The organism is Streptomyces sp. NPDC021356, assembly GCF_040641015.1.
Classification (GTDB): Bacteria; Actinomycetota; Actinomycetes; order Streptomycetales; family Streptomycetaceae; genus Streptomyces.
In genome coordinates this window covers 302,139-318,640 of the sequence record NZ_JBFACU010000002.1, presented here as the reverse complement: position 1 = coordinate 318,640, position 16,502 = coordinate 302,139, and the positions used below count along the sequence as shown (strand labels likewise).

13 protein-coding genes are annotated in these 16,502 nt (G+C 70.7%); 12 read left to right on the top strand and 1 reads right to left on the bottom strand.

The genetic code is table 11. From position 1 onward, the window contains the following. Nucleotides 1-75 precede the first annotated feature (75 nt). The 12 genes from murF (at nt 76) to AB0G56_RS03560 (ending at nt 12,998) form a co-directional block, all read left to right on the top strand. Nucleotides 76-1,491 (top strand): UDP-N-acetylmuramoyl-tripeptide--D-alanyl-D-alanine ligase, encoded by a 1,416-nt coding sequence (gene murF / locus AB0G56_RS03615; RefSeq protein ID WP_360962987.1) that lies wholly within the window; start codon nt 76-78, stop codon nt 1,489-1,491. Next, nucleotides 1,488-2,561 carry a phospho-N-acetylmuramoyl-pentapeptide-transferase gene (mraY, locus tag AB0G56_RS03610; RefSeq protein WP_360962984.1) on the top strand — a complete coding sequence of 358 codons (1,074 nt, stop codon included), beginning with the start codon at nt 1,488-1,490 and terminating at the stop codon, nt 2,559-2,561. Before murF ends, mraY begins: the two co-directional genes overlap by 4 nt. Beyond that, entirely contained in the window at nt 2,543-3,973 is a 1,431-nt protein-coding gene (murD, locus tag AB0G56_RS03605; protein WP_360962981.1) for a UDP-N-acetylmuramoyl-L-alanine--D-glutamate ligase, read from the top strand. Before mraY ends, murD begins: the two co-directional genes overlap by 19 nt. A 312-nt stretch (nt 3,974-4,285) precedes the next feature. After that, on the top strand, nt 4,286-5,764 hold the full coding sequence (gene ftsW / locus AB0G56_RS03600; RefSeq protein WP_360962978.1) for a putative lipid II flippase FtsW: 1,479 nt from the start codon (nt 4,286-4,288) through the stop codon (nt 5,762-5,764). Nucleotides 5,765-5,770: 6 nt separating this feature from the next. Continuing rightward, nucleotides 5,771-6,859: an undecaprenyldiphospho-muramoylpentapeptide beta-N-acetylglucosaminyltransferase gene (gene murG, locus AB0G56_RS03595; protein ID WP_360962975.1), complete on the top strand. Its 1,089-nt coding sequence runs from the start codon at nt 5,771-5,773 to the stop codon at nt 6,857-6,859. A 28-nt stretch (nt 6,860-6,887) separates the two neighbouring features. Continuing rightward, nucleotides 6,888-7,682, top strand: coding sequence for an FtsQ-type POTRA domain-containing protein (locus AB0G56_RS03590; protein ID WP_360962973.1), 795 nt, complete (start codon nt 6,888-6,890; stop codon nt 7,680-7,682). 278 nt (nt 7,683-7,960) lie between these two features. Further along, nucleotides 7,961-9,181, top strand: a complete 1,221-nt coding sequence (gene ftsZ, locus AB0G56_RS03585; protein ID WP_360962970.1) for a cell division protein FtsZ — start codon at nt 7,961-7,963, stop codon at nt 9,179-9,181. Next, the gene (gene pgeF / locus AB0G56_RS03580) at nt 9,178-9,909 is read left to right on the top strand and encodes a peptidoglycan editing factor PgeF (protein ID WP_360962967.1); all 732 of its coding nucleotides are present in this window, start codon (nt 9,178-9,180) and stop codon (nt 9,907-9,909) included. Before ftsZ ends, pgeF begins: the two co-directional genes overlap by 4 nt. A 6-nt stretch (nt 9,910-9,915) precedes the next feature. After that, nucleotides 9,916-10,635, top strand: a complete 720-nt coding sequence (locus AB0G56_RS03575; RefSeq protein ID WP_360962964.1) for a YggS family pyridoxal phosphate-dependent enzyme — start codon at nt 9,916-9,918, stop codon at nt 10,633-10,635. Nucleotides 10,636-10,762: 127 nt separating this feature from the next. Then, a complete protein-coding gene (sepF, locus tag AB0G56_RS03570; protein ID WP_037863360.1) occupies nt 10,763-11,404 on the top strand; it encodes a cell division protein SepF in 642 nt (213 codons plus the stop codon). A 51-nt stretch (nt 11,405-11,455) separates the two neighbouring features. Next, complete coding sequence (locus AB0G56_RS03565) at nt 11,456-11,746, top strand: YggT family protein (protein WP_009188102.1); 291 nt, start codon at nt 11,456-11,458, stop codon at nt 11,744-11,746. Nucleotides 11,747-11,798: 52 nt separating this feature from the next. Further along, complete coding sequence (locus AB0G56_RS03560; RefSeq protein WP_360962961.1) at nt 11,799-12,998, top strand: DivIVA domain-containing protein; 1,200 nt, start codon at nt 11,799-11,801, stop codon at nt 12,996-12,998. 226 nt (nt 12,999-13,224) lie between these two features. Here the strand turns inward: AB0G56_RS03560 and ileS are convergent, their stop codons facing one another. After that, a complete protein-coding gene (ileS, locus tag AB0G56_RS03555) occupies nt 13,225-16,422 on the bottom strand; it encodes an isoleucine--tRNA ligase (protein ID WP_360962958.1) in 3,198 nt (1,065 codons plus the stop codon). Between the last annotated feature and the right edge of the window lie 80 nt (nt 16,423-16,502).

The following is a 16,502-nucleotide window of genomic DNA, read 5'->3' as shown; positions in this document are numbered from 1 at the left end:
ACGCCCGTAAGACCCAGGGACGACCGTCCGAACGGCCCGGGGATCGAAAATCCAGAAGACCCAGAGGATGAACTTGTGATCGCCCTCTCCCTCGCCGAGATCGCAGCAGTCGTCGGCGGGCAGACGCACGACATACCGGATCCGTCCGTCCAGGTGACCGGACCCGTGGTCCGGGACTCCCGGGAGGCGGTGCCCGGCAGCCTCTTCGTCGCCTTCGCCGGCGAGCGCGTGGACGGCCACGACTTCGCCGCGGCCGTCGTCGAGGCCGGCGCGGTCGCCGTGCTGGCCGCCCGCCCCGTCGGCGTGCCCGCGATCGTGGTCGAGGACGTCCAGGCCGCCCTCGCCGCCCTCGCCCGCCACGTCGTGACCCGGCTCGGCGCGACCCTCGTCGCCCTGACCGGCTCCGCGGGCAAGACCAGCACCAAGGACCTGATCGCCCAGGTGCTGCGGCGCAAGGCCCCGACCGTGTTCACGCCCGGCTCGCTCAACAACGAGATCGGGCTGCCGCTGACCGCCCTGAGCGCCACCGAGGAGACGAAGTTCCTCGTGCTGGAGATGGGCGCCCGCGGCATCGGCCACATCAGGTACCTCACCGAACTGACCCCGCCGAGGGTGGGCCTCGTGCTCAACGTCGGCAGCGCCCACATCGGCGAGTTCGGCGGCCGGGAGCAGATCGCCCAGGCGAAGGGCGAACTGGTCGAGAGCCTGCCGCCGGCCGCGGAGGGCGGGGTGGCGGTCCTCAACGCCGACGACCCGTTGGTCCGGGCCATGGCCTCCCGTACGAAGGCGAAGGTGCTCCTTTTCGGAGAGTCCGACGAAGCGGACGTACGCGCCGAGAACGTGAGACTCACGGACAGCGGACAGCCTTCCTTCAGCCTTCACACACCCTCCGGTGCATGCGATGTGACCATGCGCCTGTACGGTGAGCACCACGTGTCGAACGCGCTCGCCGCGGCCGCCGTCGCCCATGAGCTGGGCATGTCCGCAACCGAGATCGCCACCGCGCTCTCCGAGGCGGGCTCCCTCTCCCGCTGGCGGATGGAGGTCACCGAGCGCCCGGACGGCGTGACCGTCGTCAACGACGCCTACAACGCCAACCCGGAGTCCATGCGGGCCGCCCTGCGCGCGCTCGCGGCGATGGGCCGGGGGCGGCGGACCTGGGCGGTGCTCGGCGAGATGGCCGAGCTCGGGGACGAGGCGCTCGCCGAGCACGACGCGGTCGGACGGCTCGCCGTCCGGCTCAACGTCAGCAAGCTCGTCGCGGTCGGGGGCAGGGAAGCGTCCTGGCTGCAACTGGGCGCATACAACGAGGGTTCGTGGGGTGAGGAGTCGGTGCACGTGTCCGACGCACAGGCGGCGATCGACCTGTTGCGCAGCGAGTTGCGCCCGGGGGACGTCGTGCTCGTGAAGGCGTCCCGTTCGGTCGGTCTGGAGAGCGTTGCCCAGGCGCTCGTCGAGACCGGTGCCGAGGGTGAGGTCGCCGCCCGATGATGAACCAGATCCTGTTCGCGGGAGTCATCGGCCTCTTCCTGACGCTGGTCGGCACTCCGCTGCTGATCAAGCTGCTGGCCCGCAAGGGCTACGGCCAGTACATCCGCGACGACGGCCCGCGCGAGCACGCCAGCAAGCGCGGGACGCCGACCATGGGCGGCATCGCCTTCATCCTGGCGACGGTCGCCGCCTACTTCCTGTCCAAGGTGATCACGGGCAAGCCGCCGACCTACTCCGGTCTGCTGGTGCTGGGCCTCATGGTCGGCATGGGCATGGTCGGCTTCCTCGACGACTACATCAAGATCGTCAAGCGCCGTTCGCTGGGTCTGCGCGCCAAGGCGAAGATGGCCGGCCAGCTGATCGTCGGCATCGGCTTCGCGGTCCTGTCGCTGATGTTCTCCGACAACCGCGGCAACACCCCCGCCTCCACCAAGCTGTCGTTCATCACCGACTTCGGCTGGACGATCGGCCCAGTGCTGTTCGTGATCTGGGCGCTGTTCATGATCCTCGCGATGTCGAACGGCGTGAACCTCACCGACGGCCTGGACGGCCTGGCCACCGGCGCCTCCGTCCTCGTCTTCGGTGCCTACACCTTCATCGGCGTCTGGCAGTTCCAGGAGTCGTGCGCCAACGCGATGACCCTGACCAACCCCAACGCCTGTTACGAGGTGCGCGATCCGCTCGACCTCGCGGTCGTCGCCTCCGCGCTGATGGGTGCCTGCCTCGGCTTCCTGTGGTGGAACACCTCACCGGCCAAGATCTTCATGGGCGACACCGGTTCGCTCGCGCTCGGCGGCGTGCTCGCGGGCCTGGCCATCTGCTCCCGCACCGAGCTGCTGCTCGCGTTGCTGGGCGGCCTGTTCGTGCTCATCACCATGTCGGTGGTCATCCAGGTCGGCTCCTTCCGGCTCACCGGGAAGCGCGTCTTCCGGATGGCGCCACTCCAGCACCACTTCGAACTCAAGGGCTGGTCCGAAGTGCTCGTCGTGGTCCGATTCTGGATCATCCAGGGCATCTGTGTGATCGTCGGACTCGGCCTCTTCTACGCGGGATGGGCAGCGGACAAGTGACCGACTGGCAGGGGAAGAACGTCACCGTCGCCGGACTCGGAGTCTCCGGGATCCCGGCGGCCAAGGTCCTGCACGGCCTCGGCGCGCACGTCACCGTCGTCAACGACGGCGACGACGAGCGCGCCCGCGCGCAGGCCGCCGAACTGGCGGCCCTGGGCGTCACCGTGCGCCTCGGCGACGGCGACACCCTGCCCGACGGCACCGAACTGATCGTCACCGCGCCCGGCTGGAAGCCGGACAAGCCGCTGTTCCAGGCGGCCGGGAAGGCCGGCGTCCCGGTCTGGGGGGACGTCGAACTCGCCTGGCGGCTGCGCGGCCTCGACGGCCGGGAACCGGCCCCGTGGCTGGCCGTCACCGGCACCAACGGCAAGACCACCACCGTGCAGATGCTCGCCTCCATCCTCACGGCGGCGGGCCTGCGCACGGCGGCGGTCGGCAACATCGGCGTCTCCCTGCTGGACGCCGTCCTCGGCGAGGAGCGCTACGACGTCCTCGCCGTCGAGCTGTCCAGCTACCAGTTGCACTGGGCGCCCTCGCTGCGCGCCCACTCCGCCGCCGTCCTCAACCTCGCCCCGGACCACCTCGACTGGCACGGCTCCATGGAGGCCTACGCCGCCGACAAGGGCCGTATCTACGAGGGCAACCGCGTCGCCTGCGTCTACAACGTCGCCGACCCGGCCACCGAGGACCTGGTGCGCGCCGCCGACGTCGAAGAGGGCTGCCGCGCCGTCGGCTTCACGCTCGGCACGCCCGGACCCTCCCAACTCGGCGTCGTGGAGGGCATCCTGGTCGACCGGGCCTTCGTCGAGAACCGGCACAAGAACGCCCAGGAGCTGGCGGAGGTCTCCGACGTCCGCCCGCCCGCCCCGCACAACATCGCCAACGCCCTTGCCGCGGCGGCCCTCGCGCGCGCCTACGGCGTGCCCGCGACGGCCGTGCGGGACGGACTTCGGGCCTTCACCCCGGACGCCCACCGCATCGCGCACGTGGCCGACGTCGACGGCGTCGCCTACGTGGACGACTCCAAGGCCACCAACACCCACGCGGCCGAAGCCTCGTTGGGGGCATATGAGTCGATCGTATGGATTGCGGGCGGCCTGGCGAAGGGTGCGGAGTTCGACGAGCTGGTCGCGCGTTCGGCGAAGCGGATGCGCGGCGCCGTCCTCATCGGCGCCGATCGCGCGCTGATCCGTGACGCCCTGACGCGACACGCGCCCCAGGTCCCCGTCGTCGACCTCGACCGGACCGACACTGGGGCGATGCTCCAGGCTGTCCAGGAGGCGCGGCGGCTCGCCCGGCCCGGCGACACGGTGCTGCTCGCCCCGGCCTGCGCCTCCATGGACATGTTCGCCAACTACAACCAGCGTGGTGACGCGTTCGCGGAGGCCGTTCGCGAACTCGGCGCCCGCTGACCCCGGCCGCCCCCGCTGCCGGGCGACCTTGGGAGGGACGCGTGGGACCCGCGAACCGAGCCGGACGTAGGGTCTGTCCGGCGGATCATGTCGCAGCTCAGCGACGGTGCGTGTCAGCCCGCGTGAGCGGGGCTCGGTGCGTGCGGCCGCACGGCGGAGGAGGAAGTCCTGGTGGAGCCACGGCGACCGTCGACAACGCCGCTGGGGGACCCCCCCTGCTCGAAGGGCTCGGGGCAGGGCGTGGCAGGCCCCGCAGCTGCGGCGTGATCCGCCGGACAGGACCTGGGCGGCCGACGGACGGCGGAGGCGGAGATGCCCGGTAGCCCCGGCGGCCGGGCGGGCCGGCCGCCCGTGCGACGCACCGCCCAGCGGCCCGCCGCCGCCCGCCCCGGCCGCGACAACGCCGTCCGCACCCTCGTCACCCGCGCCCGCAAGGCGTGGGACCGGCCGCTCACCGCGTACTACCTGATCCTCGGCGGCAGCTCGCTGATCACCGTGCTCGGCCTGGTGATGGTCTACTCGGCCTCCCAGGTCACCGCGTTGCAGATGGCGCTGCCCGGCTCGTACTTCTTCCGCAAGCAACTGCTCGCGGCGGTGATCGGCGCCGGACTCCTGCTCGCCGCCGCGCGCATGCCCGTGAAACTGCACCGGGCGCTGGCCTACCCGATCCTGGCGGGCGCGGTGTTCCTGATGGCGCTGGTGCAGGTGCCGGGGATAGGGATGTCGGTCAACGGCAACCAGAACTGGATCTCCCTGGGCGGCTCCTTCCAGATCCAGCCCAGCGAGATCGGCAAGCTGGCGCTGGTGCTCTGGGCCGCCGACCTGATCGCGCGCAAGCAGGAGAAGCGGCTGCTCACGCAGTGGAAGCACATGCTCGTACCGCTCGTCCCGGTCGGCTTCATGCTGCTCGGGCTCATCATGCTCGGCGGCGACATGGGCACCGCGATCATCCTCACCGCCATCCTGTTCGGCCTGCTGTGGCTGGCGGGCGCGCCCACCCGCCTCTTCGTGGGCGTGCTCTCGGTCGCCGGCCTGATCGGGCTGGTCCTCATCAAGACCAGCCCCAACCGCCTGGACCGGTTCGCGTGCGTCGGTTCCGGTGACGTGTCCAAGTGCTGGCAGGCCGTGCACGGCATCTACGCCCTGGCCTCCGGCGGATTCTTCGGTTCCGGCCTCGGCGCGAGTGTGGAAAAATGGGGGCAACTCCCTGAGGCCCACACCGACTTCATCTTCGCCGTGACCGGTGAGGAACTGGGCCTGGCGGGAACACTGTCGGTGCTCGCCCTGTTCGCGGCTCTAGGCTATGCGGGCATCCGCGTGGCCGGACGCACGGAGGATCCCTTCGTGAGGTACGCCGCGGGAGGCGTGACCACCTGGATCATCGCGCAGGCGGTGATCAACATCGGTGCGGTGCTCGGCCTGCTGCCGATCGCCGGTGTCCCGCTCCCGCTGTTCTCCTACGGAGGATCCGCCCTGCTGCCGACGATGTTCGCCATCGGGCTGCTGATCGCCTTCGCGCGTGACGAGCCCGCCGCGCGGGCGGCACTTGCCATGCGGCAACCTCGCTTTGGTAGAAAGCGTGCGTCAGGCTCCGCGGCCGGCCGGAGAACCGGCCGGAAGCCCGATCGGGCCTTCGGCCGGATTCCCGGCCGGGAGTCCGCCGGCGGATCCGGCCGTGGCTCGGGCCGGCGATCCGGGGCAGGATCGGGGCAGGGGTCCGGTCAGGGGCCCAGCAGATGGAACACGATGCGACGGCGCGCCTCGGCGGCGCGTTCGTCCGGAGAGCGGTGAATTTCGGTGCATGTCGTACTCGCCGGCGGAGGTACCGCGGGCCACATCGAGCCCGCGCTCGCCCTCGCGGACGCCCTGCGCAGGCAGGACCCGACCGTGGGGATCACGGCCCTGGGCACGGAGCGGGGCCTTGAGACCCGGCTCGTCCCGGAGCGCGGCTACGAGCTGGCGCTGATCCCGGCGGTCCCGCTGCCGCGCAAGCCCACGCCCGAGCTGATCACCGTCCCGGGCCGGCTGCGCGGCACGATCAGGGCCGCCGAGCAGATCCTGGAACGCACCAAGGCCGACGCCGTGGTCGGCTTCGGCGGCTACGTCGCCCTGCCCGGCTACCTCGCCGCCAAGCGGCGCGGTGTGCCCATCGTGATCCACGAGGCCAACGCCCGCCCGGGCCTGGCCAACAAGATCGGCTCGCGCTACGCCGCCCAGGTCGCCGTCTCCACCCCGGACAGCAAGCTGCGCGGCGCCCGCTACATCGGCATCCCGCTGCGCCGGGCGATCGCCACCCTGGACCGGGCCGCCGTGCGTCCCGAGGCCCGCGCTGCGTTCGGGCTCGACCCCAACCTGCCCACGCTGCTGGTCACCGGCGGCTCGCAGGGCGCCCGCCGGCTCAACGAGGTGGTCCAGCAGGTCGCGCCCTGGCTGCAGCAGGCGGGCATCCAGATCCTGCACGCCGTCGGCCCGAAGAACGAACTGCCGCGCGTGCACCAGATGCCGGGTATGCCCCCCTACATCCCGGTAAGTTATCTGGACCGGATGGACCTCGCGTACGCCGCGGCCGACATGATGCTCTGCCGCGCGGGCGCGATGACCGTCGCCGAACTCTCCGCCGTCGGGCTCCCGGCCGCCTATGTCCCGCTGCCCATCGGCAACGGCGAACAGCGACTGAACGCCCAGCCGGTGGTCAAGGCGGGCGGCGGACTGCTGGTCGACGACGCGGACCTCACCCCGGAGTGGGTGCAGCAGCAGGTCCTGCCCGTGCTCGCCGATCCGCACCGGCTGTACCAGATGTCCCGTGCCGCCGGTGAGTTCGGCCGCCGGGACGCCGACGACCTGCTCGTCGGCATGGTGTACGAGGCCATCGCCTCGCGCCGTTAGGACCATATGGACGAAGGGGTTTGAGAGCGTGGCCGGACGGACGACCGCCGAACGCGGTGAACGCCAGCAGGAGTCGTCCGGCCCGCCCCGGATCCGTCGGCTGCGGCGGCCCCCTCTTCGTACGATCGTCATCCTGGGCCTGGCCGTGGTCCTGCTCGGCGGCGGGACCCTCTGGGTCCTGTACGGCTCGGCGTGGACCCGGGTGGAGCGGGTATCCGTCTCCGGCACCCGGGCGTTGACCCCCGCACAGGTGCGCTCGGCCGCGGCCGTCCCGGTGGGCGATCCGCTCATTTCCGTCGACACCGCCGCGGTCGCGGCCCGGCTGCGCCGTCAATTGCCCCGAATTGACTCGGTTGCCGTCGTTCGTTCATGGCCGCACGGAATCGAGCTGAAAGTGGTCGAGCGGACCGCGGTCATGGTGGAGGAAAAGGGCGGAAAGTTCGTCGAAGTGGACGCCCGGGGCGTCCGGTTCGCCACGGTCGCGCAGGCGCCGAAAGGCGTGCCCGTCCTCGAATTGTCCCTTTCCCGCTCGGCCTCCGCGGCCGCGAGCCTGCGGCGCTTCGGCGAGGCCCGCCTGGTGCGCGAGGCCGTCACGGTCGCCGGGCGCATCCCGGCCGCGGTCTCCCACCAGACCCGGGCCGTCAAGGTCCGTACCTACGACGACATCTCGCTGGAGTTGAGCGGGGGCCGGACGGTGGTGTGGGGCAGCGGCGAGGGCGGCGCCGAGAAGGCCCGCGCGCTCACCGCGCTGATGAAAGCCTCGCCGGGCGCCCGGCACTTCGACGTCAGCGTCCCCATCGCGCCTGCGTCATCGGGCAGTTGACGGGTATACGCGCAGGCCATGACCCTGGTTGGGCACCGCTATGCCTGATCACATAGGGTGAAAAGAAAAACGGGAGGTTCGGCGTGTTCGTTGAACGGGCGCCACTTGTCGACTTAGTGTCCTGTTCAGAAGACTTCAAGGAACAGGCACACTGGTAACCCTAAACTTCAGGGTTAGGGTTCGGGTCGGCGTTACGGACCGTCCCATTCGGCATCAGCCGTCGCGGCGCGGACAGCGCGCAACGACGGCGACGTAATTCGAGGCGAGAGGCCTTCGACGTGGCAGCACCGCAGAACTACCTCGCAGTCATCAAGGTCATCGGTGTCGGCGGCGGTGGTGTCAATGCCATCAACCGGATGATCGAAGTCGGTCTCAAGGGCGTCGAGTTCATCGCCATCAACACCGACGCGCAGGCGCTGTTGATGAGCGACGCCGACGTCAAGCTGGACGTCGGCCGCGAACTGACCCGCGGACTTGGCGCCGGCGCCAACCCGGCCGTCGGCCGCAAGGCCGCCGAGGACCACCGCGAAGAGATCGAAGAGGTCCTCAAGGGGGCCGACATGGTCTTCGTGACGGCCGGTGAAGGCGGCGGCACCGGCACCGGCGGCGCGCCGGTCGTGGCCAACATCGCGCGCTCCCTGGGCGCCCTCACCATCGGCGTGGTCACGCGCCCGTTCACCTTCGAGGGGCGGCGCCGGGCCAACCAGGCCGAGGACGGCATCGCCGAACTCCGCGAAGAGGTCGACACCCTCATCGTCATCCCCAACGACCGGCTGCTGTCCATCTCGGACCGCCAGGTCAGCGTGCTCGACGCGTTCAAGTCCGCGGACCAGGTGCTGCTGTCCGGTGTGCAGGGCATCACCGACCTGATCACCACCCCCGGCCTGATCAACCTGGACTTCGCCGACGTCAAGTCGGTCATGTCCGAGGCGGGTTCCGCCCTCATGGGCATCGGCTCGGCGCGCGGCGACGACCGCGCGGTGGCCGCCGCCGAGATGGCGATCTCCTCCCCGCTGCTCGAAGCCTCCATCGACGGCGCCCGCGGGGTGCTGCTCTCCATCTCCGGCGGCTCCGACCTCGGTCTGTTCGAGATCAACGAGGCCGCCCAGCTGGTCAGCGAAGCCGCCCACCCCGAGGCCAACATCATCTTCGGCGCGGTCATCGACGACGCCCTCGGCGACGAGGTGCGGGTGACCGTTATCGCGGCCGGCTTCGACGGCGGCCAGCCCCCGGCCCGCCGGGACAACGTCCTCGGTTCGGCGGCCTCGTCCTCGTCGTCCGCCTCGTCCTCCGCGCGCCGCGAGGACTCCGCGCAGGTACGGCAGCCCGAGAACCGCCCGACCTTCGGCTCGCTCGGCAGCGTGAAGCCGAAGGAGGAGCCGGAGCCGGTCGCGCCGGAGCCGCTGAGCGACCTCACCCCGCCGCCGGCCCCGCCGGCGCCGCGGACCTACACCGACAGCGCGGCCGAGGAACTGGACGTGCCGGACTTCCTGAAGTGATAGGACAGCGCGACACCGTGAACGGCGCGCACTTCGCCTTCACCGACCGGTGGGGCGGGGTGAGCGCCGTTCCGTACGAGGAGCTGAACCTGGGCGGCGCGGTCGGCGACGACCCGGCCGCCGTGGGGACCAACCGCGAACTGGCCGCCAAGTCCCTGGGACTGGACCCGGCCCGGGTGGTCTGGATGAACCAGGTGCACGGCGCGGAGGTGGCGGTCGTCGACGGACCGTGGGACGCCGCGGCCGGCATCCCCTGCGTCGACGCGCTCGTCACCACCCGGCGGGGTATCGCCCTCGCCGTCCTCACCGCCGACTGCACGCCGGTGCTGCTCGCCGACCCGGGTGCCGGGATCGTCGCCGCGGCCCACGCGGGGCGGCCCGGGATGGTGGCCGGGGTGGTGCCCGCCGCCGTGCGGGCCATGGTGGAACTCGGCGCCGACCCGGCCCGGATCGCCGCCCGTACCGGACCGGCGGTGTGCGGCCGCTGCTACGAAGTGCCCGAGGCGATGCGCGCGGAGGTGGGCGCCATCGAGCCGGCGGCGTACGCCGAGACGAGTTGGGGTACGCCGGCGCTCGACGTGAGCGCCGGGGTGCACGCGCAACTCGAACGCCTGGGCGTGCACGACCGGGAGCAGTCGCCGGTGTGCACGCGTGAGTCGCACGACCACTTCTCCTACCGCCGCGACCGCACCACCGGTCGGCTCGCGGGCTATGTCTGGCTGGACTGATGAGGCATGACGGAACGTAAGGACGAACTGGCCGGGAACCTGGCGAGGGTTCAGGAGCGCATCGCCGCCGCGTGCGCCGCCGCGGGACGCCCGCGCGAAGAGGTGACCCTCATCGTGGTCACCAAGACCTACCCGGCGGCGGACGTGCGGATGCTGGCCGACCTCGGAGTGCGGCACGTCGCCGAGAACCGCGACCAGGACGCGGCACCGAAGGCCGCTGAATGTTCGGATTTGCCCTTGAGTTGGCATTTTGTCGGTCAACTTCAGACCAACAAGGTGCGGTCCGTCGTCGGTTACGCGGACGTCGTGCAGTCGGTGGACCGCTCCCGGCTGGTCACGGCGCTCTCCAGGGAGGCCGTGCGCGCGGAGCGCGAACTGGGGTGCCTCATCCAGGTCGCGCTGGACGCCGGGGAGAGCGGCCGGGGCGAGAGAGGCGGCGTGGCCCCGGGCGGGACCGAGGAGTTGGCCGACCGGATCGCGGACGCCGAAGGGCTGCGGCTCGACGGGCTGATGACCGTCGCCCCGCTGACCGGGGAGTACGCCGGACGCCAACAGGCCGCCTTCGAACGGCTCATGGATTTGTCGACCTACCTGCGCCGGACCCATCCGGCTGCCACCATGGTCTCGGCAGGGATGAGCGCGGACCTCGAGCAGGCCGTGGCCGCCGGAGCGACACATGTGCGCGTCGGCACCGCGGTACTCGGAGTCCGCCCCAGGCTCGGGTAACGTCGCCAAGAAGTCGGACCACAGCAGAAAATATGGTCAATACCGCCGAAGAAGGCGCAACGACCTCGTGGATCGCGGGGACTTGGCGGTCGTCAGTCGATCCACCACAGAGCGGAGGACTCAGAGCATGGCCGGCGCGATGCGCAAGATGGCGGTCTACCTCGGCCTCGTGGAGGACGATGGGTACGACGGCCGGGGTTTCGACCCCGATGACGACTTCGAACCCGAACTCGACCCGGAGCCCGAGCGGGACCGCCGACGGCACGAACCGTCGCACCAGCCGCACGGAACACATCAGCCCCAAAGGGATGAACCGGTGCGCGTGGTGCAGCCTCCGGCGCCACGTGAACCTGTGTCCCATTCCGCTTCGCTCCCGGCGGAATCGCCTCGTCCGGCGCGCATCGCGCCCGTGGCATCCATCACACAAGAACGCGCGAGCCTGGAGAAGAACGCACCGGTGATCATGCCCAAGGTCGTGTCCGAACGTGAGCCGTACCGGATCACCACACTTCACCCCCGGACCTACAACGAGGCCCGTACCATCGGGGAACACTTCCGTGAAGGCACCCCGGTGATCATGAATCTGACGGAGATGGACGACACCGACGCGAAGCGACTTGTCGACTTTGCCGCCGGTCTGGTGTTCGGTCTTCACGGCAGCATCGAGCGGGTGACACAGAAGGTGTTTCTGTTGTCGCCTGCTAACGTCGATGTCACGGCGGAGGACAAGGCCCGCATCGCAGAGGGCGGGTTCTTCAACCAGAGCTGAGACGCACCACCGGAAAACAGGCACGGAACAGGGGAGAGGGAAGCACCGATCATGGGCGTGGCCATGGAGGTTCTCTACATCGCGCTGATGGTGTTCCTCATCGTGCTGATCTTCCGTCTGGTCATGGATTACGTGTTCCAGTTCGCCCGCTCGTGGCAACCCGGCAAGGCGATGGTGGTCGTTCTTGAGGCCACCTACACTGTCACCGATCCACCGTTGAAGCTTCTGCGGCGGTTCATCCCGCCGCTGCGTCTCGGGGGCGTGGCGCTCGACCTGTCCTTCTTCGTCCTGATGATCATCGTCTACATCCTGATCTACATCGTGGGGAACCTCGCGACGTGAATGTGGACGATACGGTCTTGCCGACTGCCGATGACTACGTTGAGGTGAAGAGATGCCGTTGACCCCCGAGGACGTGCGGAACAAGCAGTTCACGACCGTCCGCCTCCGAGAAGGCTATGACGAGGACGAGGTCGATGCCTTCCTCGACGAGGTCGAGGCCGAGCTGACCCGCCTGCTCCGGGAGAACGAGGACCTGCGCGCCAAGCTGGCCGCCGCCACCCGGGCCGCCGCGCAGAACCAGCAGAACATGCGCAAGCCCCCGGAGCAGCAGGACCAGCAGCACCCGCAGCAGGGTCCCGGCGGCCCCGGCATGCCCCAGCAGGGCGGCATGCCCCAGCAGGGCGGGATGCCCCAGCAGGGCGGCATGCCGCAGCAGGGCATGCGAGGTCCCGGCGCTCCGGTGCCCGCCGGCATATCGGGCCCGCCGCAGCAGCAGATGGGCGGCCCCATGGGTGGCCCGCCCCAGCTGCCGAGCGGTGCCCCGCAGCTGCCCGCCGGCCCCGGCGGACAGGGCCCGCAGGGCCCCGGCCCGATGGGTCAGGGTCCCGGCCCGATGGGTCAGGGCCCCGGTCCGATGCAGGGCCAGATGGGTCCGGGTCCGATGGGCGGCCCGAACCCCATGGGCGGTCCCGGCCCGATGGGTCAGGGTCCCGGTGGCGACAGCGCCGCGCGCGTCCTGTCGCTGGCCCAGCAGACCGCCGACCAGGCGATCGCCGAGGCCCGTTCCGAGGCCAACAAGATCGTCGGCGAGGCCCGTTCGCGCGCCGAGGGTCTTGAGCGTGACGCCCGTGCCAAGGCCGACGCCCTGGAGCGGGACGCGCAGGAGAAGCACCGCGTCGCGATGGGCTCGCTGGAGTCCGCCCGCGCCACGCTGGAGCGCAAGGTCGAGGACCTGCGCGGCTTCGAGCGCGAGTACCGCACGCGACTGAAGTCGTACCTGGAGTCGCAGCTGCGCCAGCTGGAGACCCAGGCCGACGACTCGCTGGCCCCGCCGCGCACCCCCGCGGCCGCGTCGCTGCCGCCGTCCCCGGCGCCCTCGATGGCCCCGGCCGGCGCGAGCGCCCCGTCCTACGGCGGCAACCAGTCGATGGGCGGCGCGCCCAGCCCGTCCGGTCCGTCCTACGGCGGCCAGCAGCAGATGTCCCCGGCGATGACCCAGCCGATGGCACCGGTACGTCCGCAGGGCCCGTCCCCCATGGGCCAGGCGCCGTCCCCGATGCGCGGCTTCCTGATCGACGAGGACGACAACTGAGGGCCCCCTGAGGGGTTCCTGAGAGAGAAGCAAGGCGTCGGCAGCCTGAGAGAACGGCCCCGGAGGATCTCCTCCGGGGCCGTTCTCGTGCGCGGATGCGTTTTTTGGGGGCGCGGGGAACTGCGCGAAAGGGGGTCTGGAGGCGAAGCCCCCAGGGACGGGAAGGGCAGGGCGGCGGGGGCGAGAACCCTCTGCAGGCCACCCCCGCCGCACCCGCCCGTGAGGGCTACGCCTTGCGCAGGCGGAACGTCAGCGACAGGCCCTCGTCGACGAACGCGTCACCGTACGTGCCGTCCGCCTCGCCCTGCGCGAAGTCCGTCGCCAGGACCTCCTCGGCGATGAGCCCGGAGTGCTCCGACAGCGCCGCGATGACCGCCGGGTCCGTGGACACCCACCGCAGGGCGATCCGGTCCGCGACGTCGAGACCGCTGTTCTTGCGCGCCTCCTGGATCAGCCGGATCGCGTCGCGCGCCAGGCCGGCCTGGCGCAGCTCCTCCGTGATCTCCAGGTCCAGCGCCACCGTCGCACCCGAGTCGGACGCCACCGACCAGCCCTCGCGCGGAGTCTCCGTGATGATCACCTCGTCCGGAGCGAGCGTGACCGTCTCGCCGTCGACCTCCACCGACGCCGTGCCCTCGCGCAGCGCCAGCGAAAGCGCCGCCGCGTCGGCCCCGGCGATCGCCTTCGCCACGTCCTGGACGCGCTTGCCGAACCGCTTGCCCAGCGCACGGAAGTTGGCCTTCGCGGTGGTGTCCACCAGCGAACCGCCGACCTCGCTCAGCGACGCCAGCGAGGAGACGTTCAGCTCCTCCGTGATCTGCGCGTGCAGTTCGCGGTCCAGGGTGTCGAAGCCCGCCACCGCGACCAGCGCACGCGACAGCGGCTGACGGGTCTTGACGCCGGACTCCGCGCGCGTGGCCCGGCCCAGTTCCACGAGGCGCCGCACCAGCACCATCTGCTGGGACAGTTGCGGGTCGATGGCCGCCAGGTCGGCCTCGGGCCAGGCGGCGAGGTGCACCGACTCCGGGGCGCCGGGGGTGACCGGCACGACCAGGTCCTGCCAGACCCGCTCGGTGATGAACGGGGTCAGCGGGGCCATCAGCTTCGTCACCGTCTCGACGACCTCGTGCAGCGTGCGCAGCGCGGCCTTGTCGCCCTGCCAGAAGCGGCGGCGCGAGCGGCGGACGTACCAGTTGGACAGGTCGTCGACGAACGCGGAGAGCAGCTTGCCGGCACGCTGCGTGTCGTACGCCTCAAGGGCCTGCGTGACCTGGTCGGTCAGCGCGTGCAGCTCACTGAGCAGCCAGCGGTCCAGGACCGGGCGGTCGGCCGGGGCCGGGTCGGCCTCGCTCGGTGCCCAGTTCGACGTACGGGCGTACAGCGCCTGGAAGGCGACCGTGTTCCAGTACGTCAGGAGCGTCTTGCGGACGACCTCCTGGATGGTGCCGTGGCCGACGCGGCGGGCCGCCCACGGCGAGCCGCCGGCCGCCATGAACCAGCGCACCGCGTCCGCGCCGTGCTGGTCCATCAGCGGGATCGGCTGCAGGATGTTGCCCAGGTGCTTGGACATCTTGCGGCCGTCCTCGGCGAGGATGTGACCCAGGCACACGACGTTCTCGTAGGACGACTTGTCGAACACCAGCGTGCCGATGGCCATCAGCGTGTAGAACCAGCCGCGGGTCTGGTCGATCGCCTCGGAGATGAACTGCGCCGGGTAGCGGCTCTCGAACAGCTCCTTGTTCTTGTACGGGTATCCCCACTGCGCGAACGGCATCGAACCCGAGTCGTACCAGGCGTCGATGACCTCCGGCACGCGCGTGGCCGTCGCCTGGCAGCCCTCCTGCGGGCAGGTGAAGGTGACGTCGTCGATGAACGGGCGGTGCGGGTCCAGGCCGGACTGGTCGGTGCCGGTCAGCTCGGTCAGCTCCGCGCGGGAGCCCACGCAGGTGAGGTGGCCCTCCTCGCAGCGCCAGATCGGCAGCGGCGTGCCCCAGTAGCGGTTGCGGGAGAGCGCCCAGTCGATGTTGTTGTTCAGCCAGTCGCCGTACCGGCCGTGCTTGACGGTGTCCGGGAACCAGTTGGTCCTCTCGTTCTCCGCCAGCAGCCGGTCCTTGACGGCCGTGGTGCGGATGTACCAGGACGGCTGGGCGTAGTACAGCAGCGCGGTGTGGCAGCGCCAGCAGTGCGGATAGCTGTGCTCGTAGGGCAGGTGCTTGAAGAGCAGGCCGCGCTGCTGGAGGTCCTCGGTGAGCTTTTCGTCGGCCTTCTTGAAGAAGACGCCGCCGACCAGCGGGACGTCCTCCTCGAAGGTGCCGTCCGGGCGGACCGGGTTGACGACCGGCAGACCGTAGGAGCGGCACACCTTGAGGTCGTCCTCACCGAAGGCGGGGGACTGGTGGACCAGGCCCGTACCGTCCTCGGTGGTCACGTACTCGGCGTTCACCACGAAGTGCGCCGGCGCGGGGAACTCCACCAGCTCGAACGGCCGCTGGTAGGTCCAGCGCTCCATCTGCGCGCCGGTGAACGACTCGCCGGTGGCCTCCCAGCCCTCACCGAGCGCCTTGGCGAGAAGCGGCTCCGCGACGACCAGCTTCTCCTCGCCGTTCGTCGCGACGACGTAGGTCACGTCGGGGTGCGCGGCGACCGCCGTGTTGGAGACCAGGGTCCACGGGGTCGTCGTCCACACCAGGAGCGAGGCCTGGCCGGCCAGCGGTCCGGAGGTGAGCGGGAAGCGGACGTAGACGGACGGGTCGACGACCGTCTCGTAGCCCTGGGCCAGCTCGTGGTCGGACAGGCCGGTGCCGCAGCGCGGGCACCAGGGGGCGACACGGTGGTCCTGGACCAGCAGGCCCTTGGTGAAGATCTCCTTCAGCGACCACCAGACGGACTCGATGTACTCGGGGTCCATCGTGACGTAGGCGTCGTCGAGGTCGACCCAGTAGCCCATGCGGGTCGTCAGCTCGGAGAAGGCGTCGGTGTGCCGCAGCACGGACTCGCGGCACTTGTCGTTGAAGGCCGCGATGCCGTACGCCTCGATGTCCTTCTTGCCGCTGAAGCCCAGCTCCTTCTCGACCGCCAGCTCCACGGGCAGGCCGTGGCAGTCCCAGCCGGCCTTGCGCGCCACGTGGTAGCCGCGCATGGTGCGGAAGCGGGGGAAGACGTCCTTGAAGACGCGCGCCTCGATGTGGTGGGCGCCCGGCATGCCGTTGGCGGTGGGCGGGCCCTCGTAGAACACCCACTCGGGGCGGCCCTCGGACTGCTCCAGGCTCTTGGCGAAGACTTTCTGCTCGCGCCAGAAGTCGAGCACCGCGTGTTCGAGCGCGGGCAGGTCGACCTGGGCGGGCACCTGGCGGTACTGCGGCTGCGTATTCAACGAGCTTCCTCCGGCGGATGTGCTGCCTTCCGTCGGAGGGACGAGAGCCATCGTGCTGCCTACGCCGTGTGCGGCGCGCTCCCGCGGTACCACCCTCCTTGGCCCCCCGGCGCGCCCCGCGCTCCGGTGAG

Bases quoted from the DNA above. Each gene is read 5' to 3' on its own strand.
- mraY (WP_360962984.1), top strand. From the start codon at position 1,488: ATGATGAACCAGATCCTGTTCGCGGGAGTCATCGGCCTCTTCCTGACG.
- murD (WP_360962981.1), top strand. From the start codon at position 2,543: ATGGGCAGCGGACAAGTGACCGACTGGCAGGGGAAGAACGTCACCGTC.
- ftsW (WP_360962978.1), top strand. From the start codon at position 4,286: ATGCCCGGTAGCCCCGGCGGCCGGGCGGGCCGGCCGCCCGTGCGACGC.
- AB0G56_RS03575 (WP_360962964.1), top strand. From the start codon at position 9,916: ATGACGGAACGTAAGGACGAACTGGCCGGGAACCTGGCGAGGGTTCAG.
- sepF (WP_037863360.1), top strand. From the start codon at position 10,763: ATGGCCGGCGCGATGCGCAAGATGGCGGTCTACCTCGGCCTCGTGGAG.
- AB0G56_RS03565 (WP_009188102.1), top strand. From the start codon at position 11,456: ATGGGCGTGGCCATGGAGGTTCTCTACATCGCGCTGATGGTGTTCCTC.
- AB0G56_RS03560 (WP_360962961.1), top strand. From the start codon at position 11,799: ATGCCGTTGACCCCCGAGGACGTGCGGAACAAGCAGTTCACGACCGTC.
- ileS (WP_360962958.1), bottom strand. From the start codon at position 16,422: ATGGCTCTCGTCCCTCCGACGGAAGGCAGCACATCCGCCGGAGGAAGC.